General features: G+C 64.8%; 13 protein-coding genes. 8 read left to right on the top strand and 5 right to left on the bottom strand.

Translation table 11 applies throughout. The annotated features are described in order from the left end of the window. The first annotated feature begins 43 nt into the window (after positions 1–43). Genes VVT58_RS06050 through VVT58_RS06030 form a run of 5 tightly spaced genes read left to right on the top strand, consistent with a single transcriptional unit; the run spans position 44 to position 6,718 of the window. Complete coding sequence (locus VVT58_RS06050; RefSeq protein WP_197672775.1) at positions 44–751, top strand: OmpA family protein; 708 nt, start codon at positions 44–46, stop codon at positions 749–751. Positions 752–763: 12 nt separating this feature from the next. Further along, complete coding sequence (locus VVT58_RS06045; RefSeq protein WP_327752138.1) at positions 764–2,158, top strand: TolC family protein; 1,395 nt, start codon at positions 764–766, stop codon at positions 2,156–2,158. A gap of 50 nt (positions 2,159–2,208) precedes the next feature. After that, positions 2,209–4,368: a type I secretion system permease/ATPase gene (locus VVT58_RS06040; RefSeq protein WP_087575674.1), complete on the top strand. Its 2,160-nt coding sequence runs from the start codon at positions 2,209–2,211 to the stop codon at positions 4,366–4,368. Beyond that, positions 4,365–5,447 (top strand): cell wall hydrolase, encoded by a 1,083-nt coding sequence (locus tag VVT58_RS06035; RefSeq protein ID WP_327752139.1) that lies wholly within the window; start codon positions 4,365–4,367, stop codon positions 5,445–5,447. The genes VVT58_RS06040 and VVT58_RS06035 overlap by 4 nt, the downstream gene beginning before the upstream one ends. Further along, positions 5,444–6,718: an HlyD family type I secretion periplasmic adaptor subunit gene (locus VVT58_RS06030; RefSeq protein ID WP_087575676.1), complete on the top strand. Its 1,275-nt coding sequence runs from the start codon at positions 5,444–5,446 to the stop codon at positions 6,716–6,718. The genes VVT58_RS06035 and VVT58_RS06030 overlap by 4 nt, the downstream gene beginning before the upstream one ends. A 154-nt stretch (positions 6,719–6,872) precedes the next feature. Here VVT58_RS06030 and VVT58_RS06025 read toward each other — a convergent pair whose 3' ends face one another. The 3 genes from VVT58_RS06025 to VVT58_RS06015 form a co-directional block, all read right to left on the bottom strand. After that, entirely contained in the window at positions 6,873–7,931 is a 1,059-nt protein-coding gene (locus VVT58_RS06025; RefSeq protein ID WP_327752141.1) for a transglutaminase-like cysteine peptidase, read from the bottom strand. Positions 7,932–8,044: 113 nt separating this feature from the next. Next, on the bottom strand, positions 8,045–10,018 hold the full coding sequence (gene parE, locus VVT58_RS06020) for a DNA topoisomerase IV subunit B (RefSeq protein WP_066556221.1): 1,974 nt from the start codon (positions 10,016–10,018) through the stop codon (positions 8,045–8,047). Between the two features lie 106 nt (positions 10,019–10,124). Beyond that, positions 10,125–10,802, bottom strand: coding sequence for a GcrA family cell cycle regulator (locus tag VVT58_RS06015; RefSeq protein WP_066556223.1), 678 nt, complete (start codon positions 10,800–10,802; stop codon positions 10,125–10,127). Positions 10,803–10,919: 117 nt separating this feature from the next. Here VVT58_RS06015 and VVT58_RS06010 point away from each other — a divergent pair, with 117 nt between their 5' ends. Further along, on the top strand, positions 10,920–11,768 hold the full coding sequence (locus VVT58_RS06010) for an ABC transporter permease (RefSeq protein ID WP_327752143.1): 849 nt from the start codon (positions 10,920–10,922) through the stop codon (positions 11,766–11,768). Positions 11,769–11,820: 52 nt separating this feature from the next. Here the strand turns inward: VVT58_RS06010 and VVT58_RS06005 are convergent, their stop codons facing one another. Together VVT58_RS06005 and VVT58_RS06000 are read right to left on the bottom strand one after the other, a co-directional pair. Beyond that, positions 11,821–11,946 (bottom strand): hypothetical protein, encoded by a 126-nt coding sequence (locus tag VVT58_RS06005; protein WP_254911636.1) that lies wholly within the window; start codon positions 11,944–11,946, stop codon positions 11,821–11,823. Then, the gene (locus VVT58_RS06000; RefSeq protein WP_327752145.1) at positions 11,946–13,265 is read right to left on the bottom strand and encodes a UDP-glucose/GDP-mannose dehydrogenase family protein; all 1,320 of its coding nucleotides are present in this window, start codon (positions 13,263–13,265) and stop codon (positions 11,946–11,948) included. The genes VVT58_RS06005 and VVT58_RS06000 overlap by 1 nt, the downstream gene beginning before the upstream one ends. A 157-nt stretch (positions 13,266–13,422) precedes the next feature. Between VVT58_RS06000 and wecB the strand changes: the two genes are divergently transcribed. Continuing rightward, positions 13,423–14,565, top strand: a complete 1,143-nt coding sequence (gene wecB, locus VVT58_RS05995; protein WP_327752146.1) for a non-hydrolyzing UDP-N-acetylglucosamine 2-epimerase — start codon at positions 13,423–13,425, stop codon at positions 14,563–14,565. Positions 14,566–14,682: 117 nt separating this feature from the next. Then, positions 14,683–15,978 carry a UDP-N-acetyl-D-mannosamine dehydrogenase gene (wecC, locus tag VVT58_RS05990; protein ID WP_327752147.1) on the top strand — a complete coding sequence of 432 codons (1,296 nt, stop codon included), beginning with the start codon at positions 14,683–14,685 and terminating at the stop codon, positions 15,976–15,978. Positions 15,979–15,984 lie beyond the last annotated feature (6 nt).

Genomic DNA, 15,984 nt, shown 5'->3' with positions numbered 1-15,984 from the left:
TGATCTGGAAATTTTCTCGCGGGGAATTTTGGGGAGAGTGAATATGCGAAATGCGTTGGAAAGGGCGGCGGCCGTCGGGCTGGTGACTGCCATGCTGACGACGACTGCGGCCTGGGCGGCGCCTGCTTCGCCCTTGCTGCAACTCGGCAAGTCCGAACTGAGGGATGCGCTGACCAGCCGTTACGATACGGCGGTCAAGGCTGTGGGCGACGCCAGCGTGCGTGCGGCCCAGGACAGCCGCTGGACCTACGCCGTCGAGGCGAAGAACCAGTGCGGCATCGCCATCGGTTTCATCAAATCCGGCACGAAGGATGCGGACAGCATCAACAAGTGCGACGACTTTGTGGCACGCCTTTCGGCGCCGCCACCGCCGCCGGTGTCGGCAGCTTCAGCCCCACCCGCGCTGGACTGTACGGCACCGGCGGTGTCCATCTTCTTCGACTGGAACATGGACACGCCGCTTTCCGAAGGGGCGAGCACCATCTCCACGCTGACGCAGACGGCGGCGCAATGCGGCTGGAAACGCTTCGGCGTCACCGGCTACACCGATACGTCGGGCGGCACCCGCTATAATGACGGTCTGTCGCTGCGCCGGGCGCAGAATGTCGCCAGCCTGATGAGCCAGGGGGGCATCGCCACGGATGCCATGACCGTCAATGGTCTGGGCGAAACCCAGTTGAAGATCGAAACCGCAGATGGTGTGCGCGAACCGATGAATCGTCGGGTCGAAATCACCGCCAGCGCGAATTAAGGGGAAGAAGGCATGACTATCATGCGCAAGACATGCGGCAGCCTGATCGCCCTTTGTGCGGCGGCGATGGTTAGCACGGGCTTGGCCCAGACCACCGATCTCAAGAGCGCGATCGCCGCGGCGATCGACAGCCATCCGGAGATCAACCAGGCGATCCAGAACAAGGAAGCGATCGAGTTCGAACGTGAACAGGCGCAGGGTCTTTACCTGCCCCGCGTCAGCGTAGAGGGATCGGCTGGCGTCCGCCGTCTGGAAAACGCCACCCGCCGCGCCCTCAACCTTGACAACCAGACGCTCTGGCCGCTGGAAGCGAGCGTGCGGGCCGAAGAGACCGTCTGGGACTCGGGCTATCGCAGCGCGGAAAAGCGGCGGCAGGCAGCGCGGACCGATGGCGCGGCCCTGCGCGTCGGTGAACGCTCGCAGTTCGTGGCGCTGAACGTCACCCGCCAATATCTTGACTATATGCTCCAGCAGCGGGTCGTGGCGGCGGCGGACGACAATATCGCCTTCCACCGCAAGTTGCTGGGCGATTTGGGCGAAGGCGTGACCAAGGGGTCGATCAGCATCGCTGACCAGCAGCAGGCCGAAGAACGGCTGCAAGCCGCCCTCGTCCGCAAGAGCGAGGCGGAGCAGGACATGACCAATGCGGCCATCCAGTTCCGCACGCTGACCGGCCTGTCGATCGATCAGGTCACCATGCCCGATCCGGTGATGAGCGCAGTGCCGCCGACGCTGGACGAAGCCATTGCCGCCGCGCGCACCAACAATCCGCTGGTGCGTGAGGCAGAGGCCGATATTCAGGCGGCCCATGCCGTGGTGGATGAGGCCAAGTCCGAGCTCGGGCCGACGGTTTCGCTGGAAGGAACCGGCCGCGTCGGACAGGATGTGGACGGCTTCAAGGGCAACACCAACGACATTCAGGGCCGGGTGGTCGTGCGCTGGCAGCTCTATAACGGCGGCATCAACCGGGCGAAGGTCCAGGAAATGACCCGCCGGTCGAGCGAAGCGCGCTTCCGCCTGAGCCAGCGCCAGCGCGAGGCGGAGGAAGATGTCCGCACCGCCTGGAATCGCTGGGATACGGAAAAGAAGCGTGTCACCGACCTGTCGCGGCAGGGCACGGTGTCCGACGGGCTGCTGGTGTCCTATCGCGAGCAGTTCAATGTCGGGCGGCGCTCGTTGCTGGACGTTTTGGACAGCCAGAACACCCGCTTCAACACGCAGGTACGGACCGAGACGGCGCGTTTTTCCGAGATTTTCGCGCAATATCAGATCCTGGCCGCCACCAACACGCTTCTCGATACTCTGGGCATAGCGGCACCTTCGGGCGCAAACCCCTATGCGCGGAAGAAATATGATGTCCCCGATTTGCCGCCTGCTGAATTGCAGCGGCGGCGTTATCCGGGCTAAGATCCATCTTTGGGGCCATCCGGGCGCAAGCCCGGATGGGCGGGGAAACAATGTTGGAACGAAGCACACTCAGTCTGGCCGAATGGCTGGACCATCAAGGCACGCCTAGCGACGAGCTGGTGGAGAGCATCGCCCATGCGGCGCGGCATTTCGACCGGTCGCCGGGTATCGTAAGCCTTCGCGCCGGCCTCGCCGTCGATGAATCCGGGCGCTTGCCCTTTCATCAGGCGGAATCCGCGCTCGACCAGATCGGTCTCTTGAGCGATCATGTCCGGGGACGGCTGGATAAATGGCGGCCGGGCAATCTGCCCGCCATCCTGCCGCTCCGGGGCGGGCGCTTCCTGCTGCTGCTGGATATCAAGGCCGGCGATGCGCTGGTCCAGCTTCCTCATGCGAGCGAAGCGGTCTGGGCGCCGCTCAGCGATCTGGAAGGCTATTTCACCGGCGAAGCGCTGGTCGTCATGGCCGACCATGGCCGTGAACGCGCCGAGGAACGTCCCTGGGACGAGCGGGTGCGCCAGCACTGGTTCTGGCGGGAAGTCTGGCGCGCGCGCGGCGGCTTCGGTTATGTGATGCTGGCCGCGGCGATCATTAACCTGCTCGCCTTCGCGCTGCCGCTGTTCACGATGAACGTCTATGACCGGATCATCCCGAACAAGGCGGCGTCCAGTCTCTGGGTGCTGGGCGTCGGCGTGATGCTGGCCTTCAGCCTGGATTTCGCGCTCAGGATCGCGCGCGCCAGGCTGGTTGACGAGGCGGGGCGCGAGATTGACGAACGCCTTTCGCAACGCCTGTTCGAAAAGGTGCTGAACACGCCATTGGCAAGCCGCTCCGGCAGCACCGGCGCGCTGGCGCGGCGCGTGTCCGAGTTCGAATCCGTGCGGGAATTCTTCACCTCGACCACCGTGGTCCTGGTGGTGGACATTGCTTTCCTTTTCTTCTTCGTCGGCATTATCGCGCTTCTGGGGGGCTGGCTGGCCATCGTACCGGTCGTCATGATGGGGATCATGGCGAGCGCAGGATTTTTCCTGCAACGGTCGATGGCCCGCCTGTCACGCGATGCCCAGGCGGATTCGAGCCTGCAAAGCGCGGCGCTGGTCGAAGCCATTGGCGGCATCGAGACGCTGAAGGCCTGCCGGGCCGAAGGGCGCATGCTGGAACGCTGGCGCCGCTACGCCCGGATGAGCGCGGCGACGCAGGAAAAGCTGCGGCGCCTGAGTTCGAAGAGCGTGACCCTGGCGGCCCTTTGCCAGCAGGTGACGAGCATCGCCCTGGTCATCGGCGGCTTCTATATGTTCGCGGCGGGCGACATTTCGATGGGTGCGATCATCGCCATCGTCATGCTGGCCGGGCGTTCGCTGGCGCCGGTCGGGCAGCTCGCCTTCGTCATTGTGCGGGCGCGGCAGGCGATGACGACGCTCGACAGCCTCCAGACGCTGATCGATCAGCCCGACGAGCGGCTGGACGGCGCGCGGGGCATCATCCCCAAGATCCGTAAAGGCGCGATCGTCGCGCAGGGGCTGGAGTTCGCCTATCCCGGCGCCAGCCAGCCGAGCCTGCGCGGCATCAATCTGCGGGTCGAGCCGGGTGAGCGCATCGGCCTGATCGGCCGGGTGGCGTCGGGCAAGTCGACGCTGGGCCGGGTGATCTGCGGCCTTTATCCGCCCACTGGCGGGTTGCTGACCATCGATGAAATCGACAGCCGCCAATATCATCCGCATGAGCTGCGTTCCGCCTTCCGCTATGTCGGCCAGGATGCCGAATTGTTCAGCGGTTCGGTGCGCGAGAATCTGTTGCTGGGCGCCCGCGAAGCCAGCGAGGAAAAGCTGCTGGAGGCGCTGGAGCGTTCAGGCGCGTCGCGCTTCTTCGGACGCGATGCGGCGGGGTTCGACCTGCATATCGGTGAACGCGGCAGCCGCCTCTCGGGCGGGCAACGCAGCTTCCTCGTCATGGCGCGCGCGCTGGTCGAACCGGCAAAGCTGCTTTTCCTGGACGAGCCGACAGGCGCGATGGACAACCAGACCGAGAATCTCTTCATCGACCATCTGGAAAAGGCGCTGGAACCCGATCAGACGTTGATCGTGTCGACCCACCGCCATGCGCTGTTGCGGATCGTGGACCGGCTGATCGTGATCGATCAGGGCGTGGTGCTGGCCGATGGACCGCGTGACGAGATCATCGGCCAGCTCCAGCGGGGGACAGGGCTATGAGCGCGCAGCCTGTCCGCATGGCGCCACGTGCTCCGGCGAAGGCCGGAGCCCAGTTCAGACGGCCGGACTGGGTTCCTGCCTTTGCAGGAACACGGCGTGCTGCGATCCTAGGCCTTGGCTGCTTCGCCACAGCGGCGTTGGCGGCGGCGGCGGCGGTGCTATTGCGCCACGACCAACCCCGCCCAGCCGTGCAGGCCAAGATCGTGGAGTCCGCGTCAGAGATCCCCCGCCAATATCTCGCTTTGGTCCAGATGACCGAGCAAACCGACGCCGCAGCGGAAGGCGACGAGGCTCGCGAGGAAAATCAGCGTCTCGGCTTCTCTGGCGGCATGATCGCTTCGGCCAAGCCGTTCCGCGCCTTGACGACCGCGGGCGAGGATCATGACCGCGCGCTCCAGTGCCTGACGCAAGCCGTCTATTATGAGGCGGCCCGCGAGCCCGAAAGCGGCCAGCGCGCCGTCGCGCAGGTTGTGCTGAACCGCGTTCGCCACCCCGCCTTCGCCAAGACGGTGTGCGGCGTCGTCTACCAGCGCTTCGACGCGTCGGTTTGCCAGTTCAGCTTCGTCTGCGACGGCTCCCTTGCACGCCACCCGCTGCCGGACCTCTGGAGCCGGGCGAAGCGGATCGCCGCCGATGCGCTGGCCGGACGGGTCGAGAAAGAGGTGGGCACCGCAACCCATTATCATGCCGATTATGTCTTCCCGCGCTGGGCGCCGCATCTGGCGAAGTTGGCGCAGGTCGGCGCGCATATCTTCTATCGCTGGCCGGGCGGCTGGGGTCTGCCGGGGGCATTCACCGGGCGTTATGCAGGCGGGGAGCATATTCCGGCCTTCGATCCGGCGCGCTTCGCCACGGTCGCGGAACCCGCGATCGACTATCCGCCCGTCGCGGCTTTGCCCGAACGCCGGGCATCCAATGATGTGGGCGGCCGCATGGACCCGACCAAGGGGTGGAAGCTCACCATCCCCGATCCTTCGACAAGCGGCGGCGCGTTGGGCGACATGCTCGCCCGCCAGCAAAAGGCCGCGCCGGTCGCGCTGGCGGCCGACGACCATAATCTTCAAGGGGTGCAACCATGATTTCGCGCTGGGTACGCTGGCTGCGGGGGCAACCGGGCAACAAGCAGGTCATTCTTTACAGCGGCGGCGGCATGCTGGTCTTCCTGATGTGGGCCAGCCTTGCGCCGGTGGATGAAGTGACGCACGGGCAGGGTAGGGTGATCCCGTCCAGCAAGGCGCAGGTCATCCAGTCCGCCGAACCGACCACGATCGAGGAAATATTGGTCCGTTCCGGGCAGAAGGTCGGCAAGGGACAATTGCTGGTGCGCCTGGATGACGCCATGCTGGCGTCCGAACTGGGGCAGATTCAGGCGGAGACGCGCTCGCTGACCGCGCGCGCGGGGCGTCTGGAGAAGGAAGGCACAGGCACCGGCGCGGCCTGCGCGACCGGCGGGCCGGAATGCGCGCAGGAACAGGCGCTGGCCGCAGTCCGCCAATCCGCGCTGCGCAGCAAGCAGGATGCGATGGCGGCCGCCGTCGACCAGCGCCGCCGCGAACTGGGCGAGGCGCAGGCGACCATCGACAGCCTTGGCGGCAGCGTGCAACTGGCGCGCCAGCGTGTGGCGATGCTGGAACCGCTCGCCGCGAAGTCGATCATCCCGCAGACCGAATTGCTGGATGCCCGTCGCGATCTGGTGGATGCGCAGGGACGACTGAACGCGGCGCAGCAACAGGCGTCGCGTGCCTCCGCCGCTATCCGTGAGGCGCAGGCGCAACTGTCCGAGGCAAATTTCCAGTTCCGGCAGGACGCGCTCAATGAACGTAGTCAACTCGAGGCCAAGATCGCCGTCAACAGCGAGTCTCTTCGGGGCGCAAAAGGACGGGCGCAGCGGGCGGAGATCCGCTCGCCCGTCGATGGCGTGGTCAATGACGTGCAGGTGACGACCATCGGCGGCTTCGTCAGTCCGGGGCAGAAGATCATGCAGATCGTGCCGGTGGGCGATAAACTGCTGGTCGAGGCGCGGGTGAAGCCCAACGATATCGCCTTCATCAAGACCGGCGACCGCGCGGTGGTGAAGGTGACGGCCTATGACTTTTCCATCTATGGCGGACTGTCCGGGACCGTACAGCAGGTTTCGGCCGACAGCGTCTATGACGAAGCGACGCGGGAAGCCTATTTCACCGTGGTTGTGGAGACGGACCGCGCATGGCTCGGCACTGGCGCGCACAAGCTGCCGATCACGCCCGGCATGGTGTGCGATGTGGAGATCATGACTGGCCGCAAATCGGTGCTGGCCTATCTGCTCAAGCCCATCATGAAGGCGCGGTCGGAGGCGCTCCGGGAGCGTTAAGCCATTCCCCAAGGATGAGGTGCTCCTGCGAAGGCAGGAGCCCAGTTCCGCCCTGGGATGATCGCTCTACCGTTTGAACTGGGCTCTCACGAGCCACGCGTCTCGTTCGAGTGCCTCCGCAGGAGCATGATTCACCAGGAAGGCGAGGATGCCCTCAGCGTGCCGCGAATTGCACCGGCTGCGGCGTCGTCACGCGATAGCCATGGGTCCAGCGGCCAAAGGCATTGAAGCTCATGATCGGCCGATAATCGCTGACGCTGGATGAAGGCAGCACCCGGTCGGTCATATTGTCGAGGATCATCAGATCGCCGCCGATCCGCACCGCCAGCACGGCATGGTCGGCCTGCCGCACCAGATCGCGGGCGATCACCAGGAACATGGCGTGCCGGTCGAAGCCCGCCGCCTCCAGCAGCTTCATCTTGGCGATAGCATAATCCTCGCAATCGCCCGCGCCGCTTTGCAGCGTCCGCGCCGCCGAACCCCAATTGTCGCCGCCCTGCCGGTCGTCCACGAAACGCAGCCGCCGGTTGACCCAGCTATTGATCATTTCGACCTGCTGCTGCGTCGACGAGCCGCGAGCTGCATTGAGGACAGCGCTCCAAACCCCCTTGCCGGGCAGGGCCGCCGAAACCGAAGCCCATTTGCCGTCGAGCAGAGTCCGGGAGATCGGCATGGCCACCGAACCGAACACGTCGGGCTGCCCATTGCGTGGCGGCTGGCCTGAAAATGCGGGAACAGGACGAGCAGGCATGACGAAAGCGCTTGCCTGCGGGATCGCAGCAGCCGTCGGCGTTGGCAGAAAGCCGCGCATGAAGCCCGGCACCAGTTCGGGCTGGCGATAGCTCGCCACGGAAAGCTGTACGCCCTGCAACTGCCAGCCGGGCAGCTTGCCGCTGAAATCGTTGATGCGCCGGTCGTTGACGATAGCGTCCGGAACGGCGGGCTGCGCGATCCAGGCGGTTTGGATGCTCCCGCCGCCCTGCTGCGCGCTGATCGCCGCCAGACGGCTCATGCCGCCCGCGAGGAGATTGGCGGAAATTCGTTCGGCCGGCGTATAGGCGGCAACGTTCCGCCCCAGAGCGTCCGGAAAGGCTGCCAGCGGCGCTTGCGCCAGCGCATGACCGCTTGCCGTTGCCAGCAACAGGGCAGGCGCAGCGCGGAGCGCGACACGGCACAGGGCCGGGGAATGAAGGGGCGGGGCGAAGCCTGACATGCTTGCCCGTATCGCGCCAAAAATTGAACATCCGGTGCGCCACGCTGGTTAACGCGGCGCTAGGCAAAAAATTGCCGCCCCTTTTGCCGCCCCTGTTCAGGCGAGCCTTTCGATCAGGCGTCGATCGCCTCTTCATCCACGGTCGCGGCATTTTCCTGAATGAAGGCAAAGCGATGCGCCGGGTTGGTGCCCATCAGCCGCTCGACTAGTTCGCGCACCTGTTGCCGATCCTCGATATCGTCGGGCAGGGTGACGCGGATCAGGCTGCGTGTCTTGGGGTCCATGGTCGTTTCGCGGAGCTGGCCCGGATTCATCTCGCCCAGCCCCTTGAAGCGGCTGACCTCGACCTTCTTGCCCTTGAATTCCTTGCGCAGAATCTCTTCGCGATGCGCATCGTCCTTGGCGTAGAGGCTCTTGCCCCCGGCCACGAGGCGATAGAGCGGCGGCTGGGCCAGATAGAGATGCCCGCGCCGCACCAGTTCCGGCATCTCCTGAAAGAAGAAGGTCATCAGCAGCGTCGCGATATGCGCGCCGTCGACGTCCGCGTCGGTCATGATGACGATGCGTTCGTAACGCAGATGATCGGGGTTGCAGTCCTTGCGCGTGCCGCAGCCCAGCGCCAGGATCATGTCGGCAATCTCCTGATTGGCGAGGATCTTGGCGGTGTTGGCTGATGCTACGTTGAGGATCTTGCCGCGCAAGGGCAGGATGGCCTGCGTCTTGCGATCACGCGCCTGCTTGGCCGAACCGCCCGCCGAGTCACCCTCGACCAGGAAAATCTCCGCGCCCTCAGGATCGTCGTTGGAACAATCGGTCAGCTTGCCCGGCAACCGCAGTTTGCGCGAATTGGTCGCGGTCTTGCGCTTGACCTCTTTCTCCTGCTTGCGCTTCAGCCGCTCGTCCATGCGGTCGAGTACATAGGCGAGCAGCGCCTTGCCGCGCTCCATATGGTCGGACAGATAATGGTCGAAATGATCGCGCACGGCGTTCTCGACCAGCCGCGCAGCTTCCGGACTGGTGAGCCGGTCCTTGGTCTGGCTCTGGAACTGGGGATCGCGGATGAAGACCGACAGCATCACCTCCGATGAGGTCACGATGTCGTCGGCGGTGATGTCCTTCGCCTTCTTCTGCCCCACCAGTTCGCCAAAGGCGCGGATGCCCTTCACCAGCGCGGCGCGCAACCCGGTTTCATGGGTGCCGCCGTCGGGCGTCGGGATGGTGTTGCAATACCAGCTATAGCTGCCATCCGACCAGAGCGGCCAGGCGACGGCCCATTCGACGCGCCCGACCGAATCGGGAAAATCCTGCGACCCGGAGAAAAAGGCGCTGGTCGCGCATTCCCGGTCGCCCACCTGTTCCTTGAGGTGATCGGCCAAGCCGCCGGGAAACTGGAACACGGCCTCAGGCGGCGTATCGTCGGTGATGAGTTCGGGCGCGCATTTCCAGCGGATTTCGACGCCCGCGAACAGATAGGCCTTCGACCGCGCCAGCCGGTAGAGACGGGACGGCTTGAACTTCTGCTCCCCGAAAATCTCATGATCGGGCACGAAGCTGACCGACGTGCCGCGCCGGTTGGGCGCGGCGCCGACCTTCTCCAGCCCGCTGCTGGGCAGGCCTTGCGTGAAGCTCTGGCGGAACAGCTCCTTGTTGCGTGCCACCTCCACCACGGTAATGATCGAAAGCGCATTCACCACGCTGATGCCGACGCCGTGCAGGCCGCCGGAGGTCGCATAGGCCTTGTCGGTGAACTTGCCGCCTGAATGGAGCGTGGTGAGGATGACTTCCAGCGCCGATTTGCCGGGAAATTTAGGATGCGGATCGACCGGGATGCCGCGGCCATTGTCGGTGATGGTGAGCTTGTTGCCCGGCTCCAGCAGCACCTCGATCCGCGTGGCATGGCCCGCCACCGCTTCGTCCATGCTGTTGTCGAGCACTTCGCTGGCGAGATGATGCAGCGCCCGCTCGTCCGTGCCGCCGATATACATGCCGGGGCGGCGGCGAACCGGTTCCAGTCCTTCCAGCACTTCGATGGTGGAGGCGTCATAGCCGGGGGAAGAAGTGGGCTGGCTCTCGAACAGATCGGACATGGATATAGCTATAAGCGGGTGCGCGTCGTGCGCAAGCGCGACGCGCAAAGGAAAAGGGCCGGCTCTTTCTAAGAACCGGCCCTTTTTTCCGCATCTATCGTATTTTTTACCGGACCCTGGGTCCGCCAAAGGGCAGTGGCGGCGGCGGACGCCGCGTGCCGCGCGGCAACTGCGCCTGATAGGCACGGCCGCAATGTTCGACGCAATAGGGGAAGCCCGGATTGACCGTCTCACCGCAGAAGTGGAAGTCCGGCTCGCCCGGATGGCCCATCGGCCATTTGCAGATGCGTTCGGTCAGGTCCAGCAGCGTGGTCTTGCCGGCGATTTCCGGGCTGGGCTTGGCCGGCACCAGGCGACGCGGCGGCGCGGGCGGAATCGGCGCCTGCTGGTCGCCGGGGCCTTGGCGCAGGAAGCCGCCCGGCCCGACGGAGATGATGCGCGGCTGCGGCTTGGGCGGTTCCGCATCCGGAGCGGCCGCCACTGGAGCCGGTGCGGGTGTGGCAGGAGCCGCAGGCCGGACCGGCGAGGGGGCGGCGTGATGCACCGGAGCGGCCGGCTTGGGCGCTTCGGCCTCTGGCGCGGGTTTGCGCAGGGGCGGTGCTGCCTTTTTCGGCACTTCGTTGGCTTTAACCGGGGAAGGACGGGATTGCAGGCCCAGGCGATGCGCCTTGCCGATCACCGCGTTGCGGCTGACCCCGCCCAGTTCGTCCGCGATCTGGCTGGCGGTCAGACCCCGTTCCCACATTGCCTTGAGCTGGTCGATACGCTCGTCGGTCCAGGACAATGAATGACTCCTCAAAATTTCAAATCCGCGCCCTATATGGGGCGCGCCAGCACAGGTTCAATTTCCCGTGCATAACGCTCTTGCGGCACAACCCCTCAGCCGATAGTCGATCCGATCATGAACGACCAGTCCAAAATTGCTGCCTCCCTGTCGCATCAGCCGCCTTTCCATGAACCCGGCGAGCTGGTCATCCGCAATGTCAACTGGGCGGGAACCCGCGCGCTCTACCGGAAAGAAGTCAGGCGCTTCATGAAGGTGCAGCTTCAGACCATCTGGGCGCCTGCCGTCACGACGCTGATGTTCCTGGTGATCTTCACCCTGGCGCTTGGCGGGGCCAATCGTCAGGTGCTGGGCGTGCCGTTCCCGGATTTCATCGCGCCGGGCCTGATGATCATGGGCATGATGAACAATGCCTTCGCCAATAGCAGCTTTTCCCTGCTCGCGGGCAAGATGCAGGGGACGTTGATCGATTATCTGATGCCGCCGCTGTCGGTCAGCGAATTGCTGCTGGCGCTGGTCGGCGCGGCGGTGACCCGGGCTGTCTGCGTGGGGCTTGCGCTGTGGGGCGCGATGGCGCTTTGGCCGGGCGTGCACGTGACCCCGGCTCACCCCTGGGCGATCCTGTGGTTCGGGTTGATGGGCGCGGGACTGACGGCCTTTATCGGCGTGCTGACCTCGATCTGGGCGGAAAAGTTCGATCATGCCGCCGCCATCACCAATTTCGTGATCGGGCCGATGACGCTCCTGTCGGGCACTTTCTACTCGATCGACCGGCTGGCGCCCGTCTTTCGCGCTATCAGCCATGCCAATCCCTTCTTCTACGCCATTTCCGGCTTCCGCTACGGATTCGTCGCGGCGGCGGACGGCGATGTGGTGGTGGGCAGCCTGGTGCTGTTGGGATTGAATATCGGTCTGGGAGTGCTGTGCTATGCGCTTCTCAAGCGCGGGTGGAAGCTGAAGGCCTGATTGGAGAGACGCCGTCCTCCTGCGAAGGCGGGAGCACGGCATTTTCAGGCACTCAGGTCAGGCCTGCAATGACCGGCACGACCAGTATGATCGCAAACAGGGTAACAGTCGCCATCACCCAATGATGCAGCCGGGGAAGGACGCGCTCCTCGCGCCCTTCCGAGGGTTTCAACAGCATCAGACCGAAACGCCCTTGCCCCCGACCCGCGTCAGCGCAAAGCCCGCCGCTTCAGCCTCCCTGCGCGGATAGATGTTGCGCAGGTCGACCAGCACCGGCCCGTTCATCGAAGCGGCGAGGCGCTTCAGGTCCAGCGCCCGGAACGCGTCCCATTCCGTCACCAGAACCAGCGCGTCGGCGCCGGTCGCGGCTTCATAGGCATCCTTCGCCATGGTCACGCCCGGCATTAGCGGCGCGGCCACCTCCATGCCCTCCGGATCATAGGCGACGATCTTCGCACCCGCATCCTCCAGCGCCTGCACGATGGCCAGGCTCGGCGCATCGCGCATATCGTCCGTATTGGGCTTGAAGGTCAGGCCCAGCAGCGCGACCGTCTTGCCTCGCGCTTCGCCGCCCAGCGCCTTGACGATCTTGCGGCCCATGGCGCGCTTGCGCAGGTCATTCACCTGCACGACGGTTTCGACGATGCGGATCGGCGTGTCGTAATCCTGACCCGTTTTCACCAGCGCCAGCGTGTCCTTGGGGAAGCAGGAACCGCCATAGCCCGGCCCGGCATGCAGGAACTTCGATCCGATCCGATTATCCAGCCCGATTCCCCGCGACACATCCTGCACCTCGGCGCCGACTGCTTCGCACAGGTCCGCCATCTCGTTGATGAAGGTGATCTTGGTCGCCAGAAAGGCGTTGGCGGCATATTTGATCAGCTCCGCCGTCCGCCGCCCGGTGAACATGACCGGCGCCTGATTGAGGTTCAGCGGGCGATAGACCTGCGCCATCACCTCGATCGCGCGCTCGCTGCCGGTGGTGCCGACGACCACGCGGTCGGGCCGCTTGAAATCCCCGATCGCCGCGCCTTCGCGCAGGAATTCGGGGTTGGAGACGACATGGATGTCGAGATCGGGCCGGGCTTCCCTGACGATCCGCTCGACTTCATCGCCGGTGCCGACGGGGACGGTGGACTTGGTGACGATGACCGTCGGCCCGTCCAGCGATTCCGCGATTTCCTTCGCAGCGGCATAGACATAGCTCAAATCCGCGTGCCCGTCGCCGCGCCGCGAAGGCGTGCCCACGGCAATGAAGATCGCGTCCGCGCCCTTCACGCCCGCCGTCAGATCGGTCGTGAAGGTCAGCCGCCCCGCGGATGCGTTGCTGCCCACCAGATGGTCGAGGCCCGGTTCAAAGATCGGCATCCGCCCGGATTCGATCGCGGCGATCTTGCCCGCATCCTTGTCCACGCACACCACGTCATGGCCGAAATCGGCAAAGCATGCGCCTGACACCAGCCCGACATAGCCCGTGCCGATCATCGTGATCTTCATAAAATAACTGAGCCTTCGTTTGGGAAGAGGGTTCGGCTGGCCTCTAGCATAGGTTTTTGCCAATGCGAAAGCGTGCGTCGGGGGTACTCATGTTCAGGGGATAGTTACCATTTTCTGCCAGGCACTTATCCGATTGGCGGCTTGCAAAGGGCAGGAAATGAAGGTTGCGCTGGTGTTCGGGACGCGCCCCGAAGCGATCAAGCTGTTTCCGGTGATTCACGCGCTACGGGCGCGGGAGGATGTGGAAACCCGCGTGATCGTGACCGCGCAGCATCGCGGCCTGCTGGATCAGGTGCTGGAGATTGCCGGGATCGTGCCCGACATCGACCTGGACGTGATGACGCCGAACCAGACGCTGGACGGCCTCACCGCAAAGCTGATCGTGGAACTGGGCCGCGCCTTCGACGCTGAAAAGCCCGACCGCATCGTCGTGCATGGCGACACGCTGACCACCATGGTCGCCAGCTTTGCCGCCTATTACCGGAAGATTCCCGTCGCCCATGTCGAGGCGGGCCTGCGCAGCGGCGACATCCACCATCCCTGGCCGGAGGAAGTGAATCGCCGCGTGGTGGCCTGCATCGCGGACATGAACTTCGCTCCGACGCAGGCGGCCGCCAATGCCCTGCTGGCCGAAAATCGCGATCCGGCGACCATCCACATTACCGGCAACACCGTGATCGACGCCCTGCTGGCCACCCGCCAGCGCGTTCTGCAGGAGCCCAGCCTTGCCGCGGGGCTGGACGACCTGGCCCAGCGTTTCGCGGACAAGCGGATCATCGCCGTCACCAGCCATAGGCGGGAAAATTTCGGCGGCGGCATGGAAGCGATCGCCCGCTCCATCGCGGATATCGCCGCGCGTCCCGATGTCGCGGTGATCTTCCCCGTTCACCCGAATCCCAATGTGCGTCCGGTGATGGACGCGGTACTCGGCGGCCTTCCCAATGTCGCGATGATCGAGCCGCTGGACTATCCTCATTTCGTCCGCCTGCTCGACCTGTGTGACCTTGTCCTGACCGATAGCGGCGGCGTGCAGGAAGAGGCGCCCTCGCTCGGCAAGCCGGTGCTGGTGATGCGCGAAACGACGGAGCGTCCCGAGGGGGTGACGGCCGGGACGGCGAAGCTGGTCGGCACGGACCGGGCTGCAATCGTCCGCTCCGTCTTCGCCCTGCTGGATGATGAGGCTGCCTACGCCGCCATGTCCCGCGCCCACAACCCCTTTGGCGATGGCCACGCGTCGGAGCGCATCGCGGACGTCATAGCCGCCAGCGCAGCGGCTGACGATCTGGAAGAGGCGGCCTGACGTTAGCGGTGTTCCTGCCTGCGCAGGAACACAACGCATCCAAATCCTCGTTACCGAAATCTTCAGCATTTCCAGTCAGAAACCGGGGGAAATCATCGGCTTCCCCAGGAATTCCAAATGCCCCTCGACAAGCTTCAGCAGAAGGTTTCCGTCATCGGCCTAGGCTATATCGGCCTGCCGACCGCCGCCCTGATCGCACGAGGGGGCGCAAAGGTGGTCGGCGTCGACGTCAGCGCCCATGTGGTGGAGACGGTCAACTCCGGCCGCGTCCATATCGAGGAAGTCGACCTCGACGGCCTCGTCCAGGGCGTCGTCTCCCGCGGCAATCTGCGCGCCAGCCTGGAAGTCGAACCCAGCGACGTCTTCATCATCGCCGTCCCCACGCCGGTAGCCGAAGACCGCGCCCCCGACATCAGCCACGTCCTCAAAGCCGCCCGCACAGTCGCGCAAGTTCTGAAAGCGGGCGACACCGTCATCCTCGAATCGACCTCCCCCGTCGGCACTACCGAGGCCATGCGCGACCTCTTCGCCCAGCTTCGCCCCGACCTCAAAATGCCTGAGCCGGGGGTCGCGGGCGACATCGCCATCGCCTATTGCCCGGAGCGGGTTCTCCCCGGCCGCATATTGGTCGAACTGATCGACAATGACCGCTGCATCGGCGGCATCACGCCCCGCTGCGCCCGCAAGGCGCTGGGCTTCTACCGCCAGTTCGTGCGCGGCGCCTGCATCACCACCAGCGCTCGCGCCGCCGAAATGGTGAAGCTGGTCGAAAACAGCTTCCGCGACGTCAACATCGCCTTCGCCAACGAACTGTCCGTTATCGCGGAGCGCATGGACATCGACGTGTGGGAAGTCATCCGGCTTGCCAACCGCCACCCCCGCGTCAACATCCTGCAACCCGGCCCCGGCGTCGGCGGCCACTGCATTGCCGTCGACCCCTGGTTCATCGTTCATGGCGACCCGGAAAACAGCCGCCTCATCCGCACCGCCCGCGAAGTGAATGACGGCAAGACCGACCATGTCGTCGCGAAAGCATCCGACCTGATCGACGAATTTCCGGGCGAGCAGGTCGCCTGTCTCGGCCTCGCCTTCAAACCCAATATCGACGATTTCCGCGAAAGCCCCGCCGTGAAGGTCGCCGCGCGCCTCGCCAAACGCTATGGGCGCCGGATCAAACTGGTCGAACCCTATGCCCATGATCTGCCGATGGAGTTCGCCGGAACCGGCGCCGAGCTGATCGATCTCGATACGGCTCTGGAACAATGCGGCGTTTTCGTCATTCTTGTCGATCATGACATGTTCAAATCGGTCCCGGTGGACGAACGTTCCGACAAGGCGGTCTACGATACGCGCGGCGTCTGGCCCGATCAGCCCCGGCGAGTCGTCCCGGATCAGGCCCGGATCGCCATCTGATCGGGC

Origin of the sequence: Sphingobium sp. SJ10-10, assembly GCF_036038995.2 — a bacterium.
Classification (GTDB): domain Bacteria; phylum Pseudomonadota; class Alphaproteobacteria; order Sphingomonadales; family Sphingomonadaceae; genus Sphingobium.
Note: the sequence above shows the minus strand (reverse complement) of the source record. Positions and strands in the feature narration are given on the sequence as shown.

Coding starts and splice junctions, on each gene's coding strand:
- VVT58_RS06050 (WP_197672775.1), top strand. CDS start 44: ATGCGAAATGCGTTGGAAAGGGCGGCGGCCGTCGGGCTGGTGACTGCC.
- VVT58_RS06045 (WP_327752138.1), top strand. CDS start 764: ATGACTATCATGCGCAAGACATGCGGCAGCCTGATCGCCCTTTGTGCG.
- VVT58_RS06040 (WP_087575674.1), top strand. CDS start 2,209: ATGTTGGAACGAAGCACACTCAGTCTGGCCGAATGGCTGGACCATCAA.
- VVT58_RS06035 (WP_327752139.1), top strand. CDS start 4,365: ATGAGCGCGCAGCCTGTCCGCATGGCGCCACGTGCTCCGGCGAAGGCC.
- VVT58_RS06030 (WP_087575676.1), top strand. CDS start 5,444: ATGATTTCGCGCTGGGTACGCTGGCTGCGGGGGCAACCGGGCAACAAG.
- VVT58_RS06025 (WP_327752141.1), bottom strand. CDS start 7,931: ATGTCAGGCTTCGCCCCGCCCCTTCATTCCCCGGCCCTGTGCCGTGTC.
- parE (WP_066556221.1), bottom strand. CDS start 10,018: ATGTCCGATCTGTTCGAGAGCCAGCCCACTTCTTCCCCCGGCTATGAC.
- VVT58_RS06010 (WP_327752143.1), top strand. CDS start 10,920: ATGAACGACCAGTCCAAAATTGCTGCCTCCCTGTCGCATCAGCCGCCT.
- VVT58_RS06005 (WP_254911636.1), bottom strand. CDS start 11,946: ATGCTGTTGAAACCCTCGGAAGGGCGCGAGGAGCGCGTCCTTCCCCGG.
- VVT58_RS06000 (WP_327752145.1), bottom strand. CDS start 13,265: ATGAAGATCACGATGATCGGCACGGGCTATGTCGGGCTGGTGTCAGGC.
- wecB (WP_327752146.1), top strand. CDS start 13,423: ATGAAGGTTGCGCTGGTGTTCGGGACGCGCCCCGAAGCGATCAAGCTG.
- wecC (WP_327752147.1), top strand. CDS start 14,683: ATGCCCCTCGACAAGCTTCAGCAGAAGGTTTCCGTCATCGGCCTAGGC.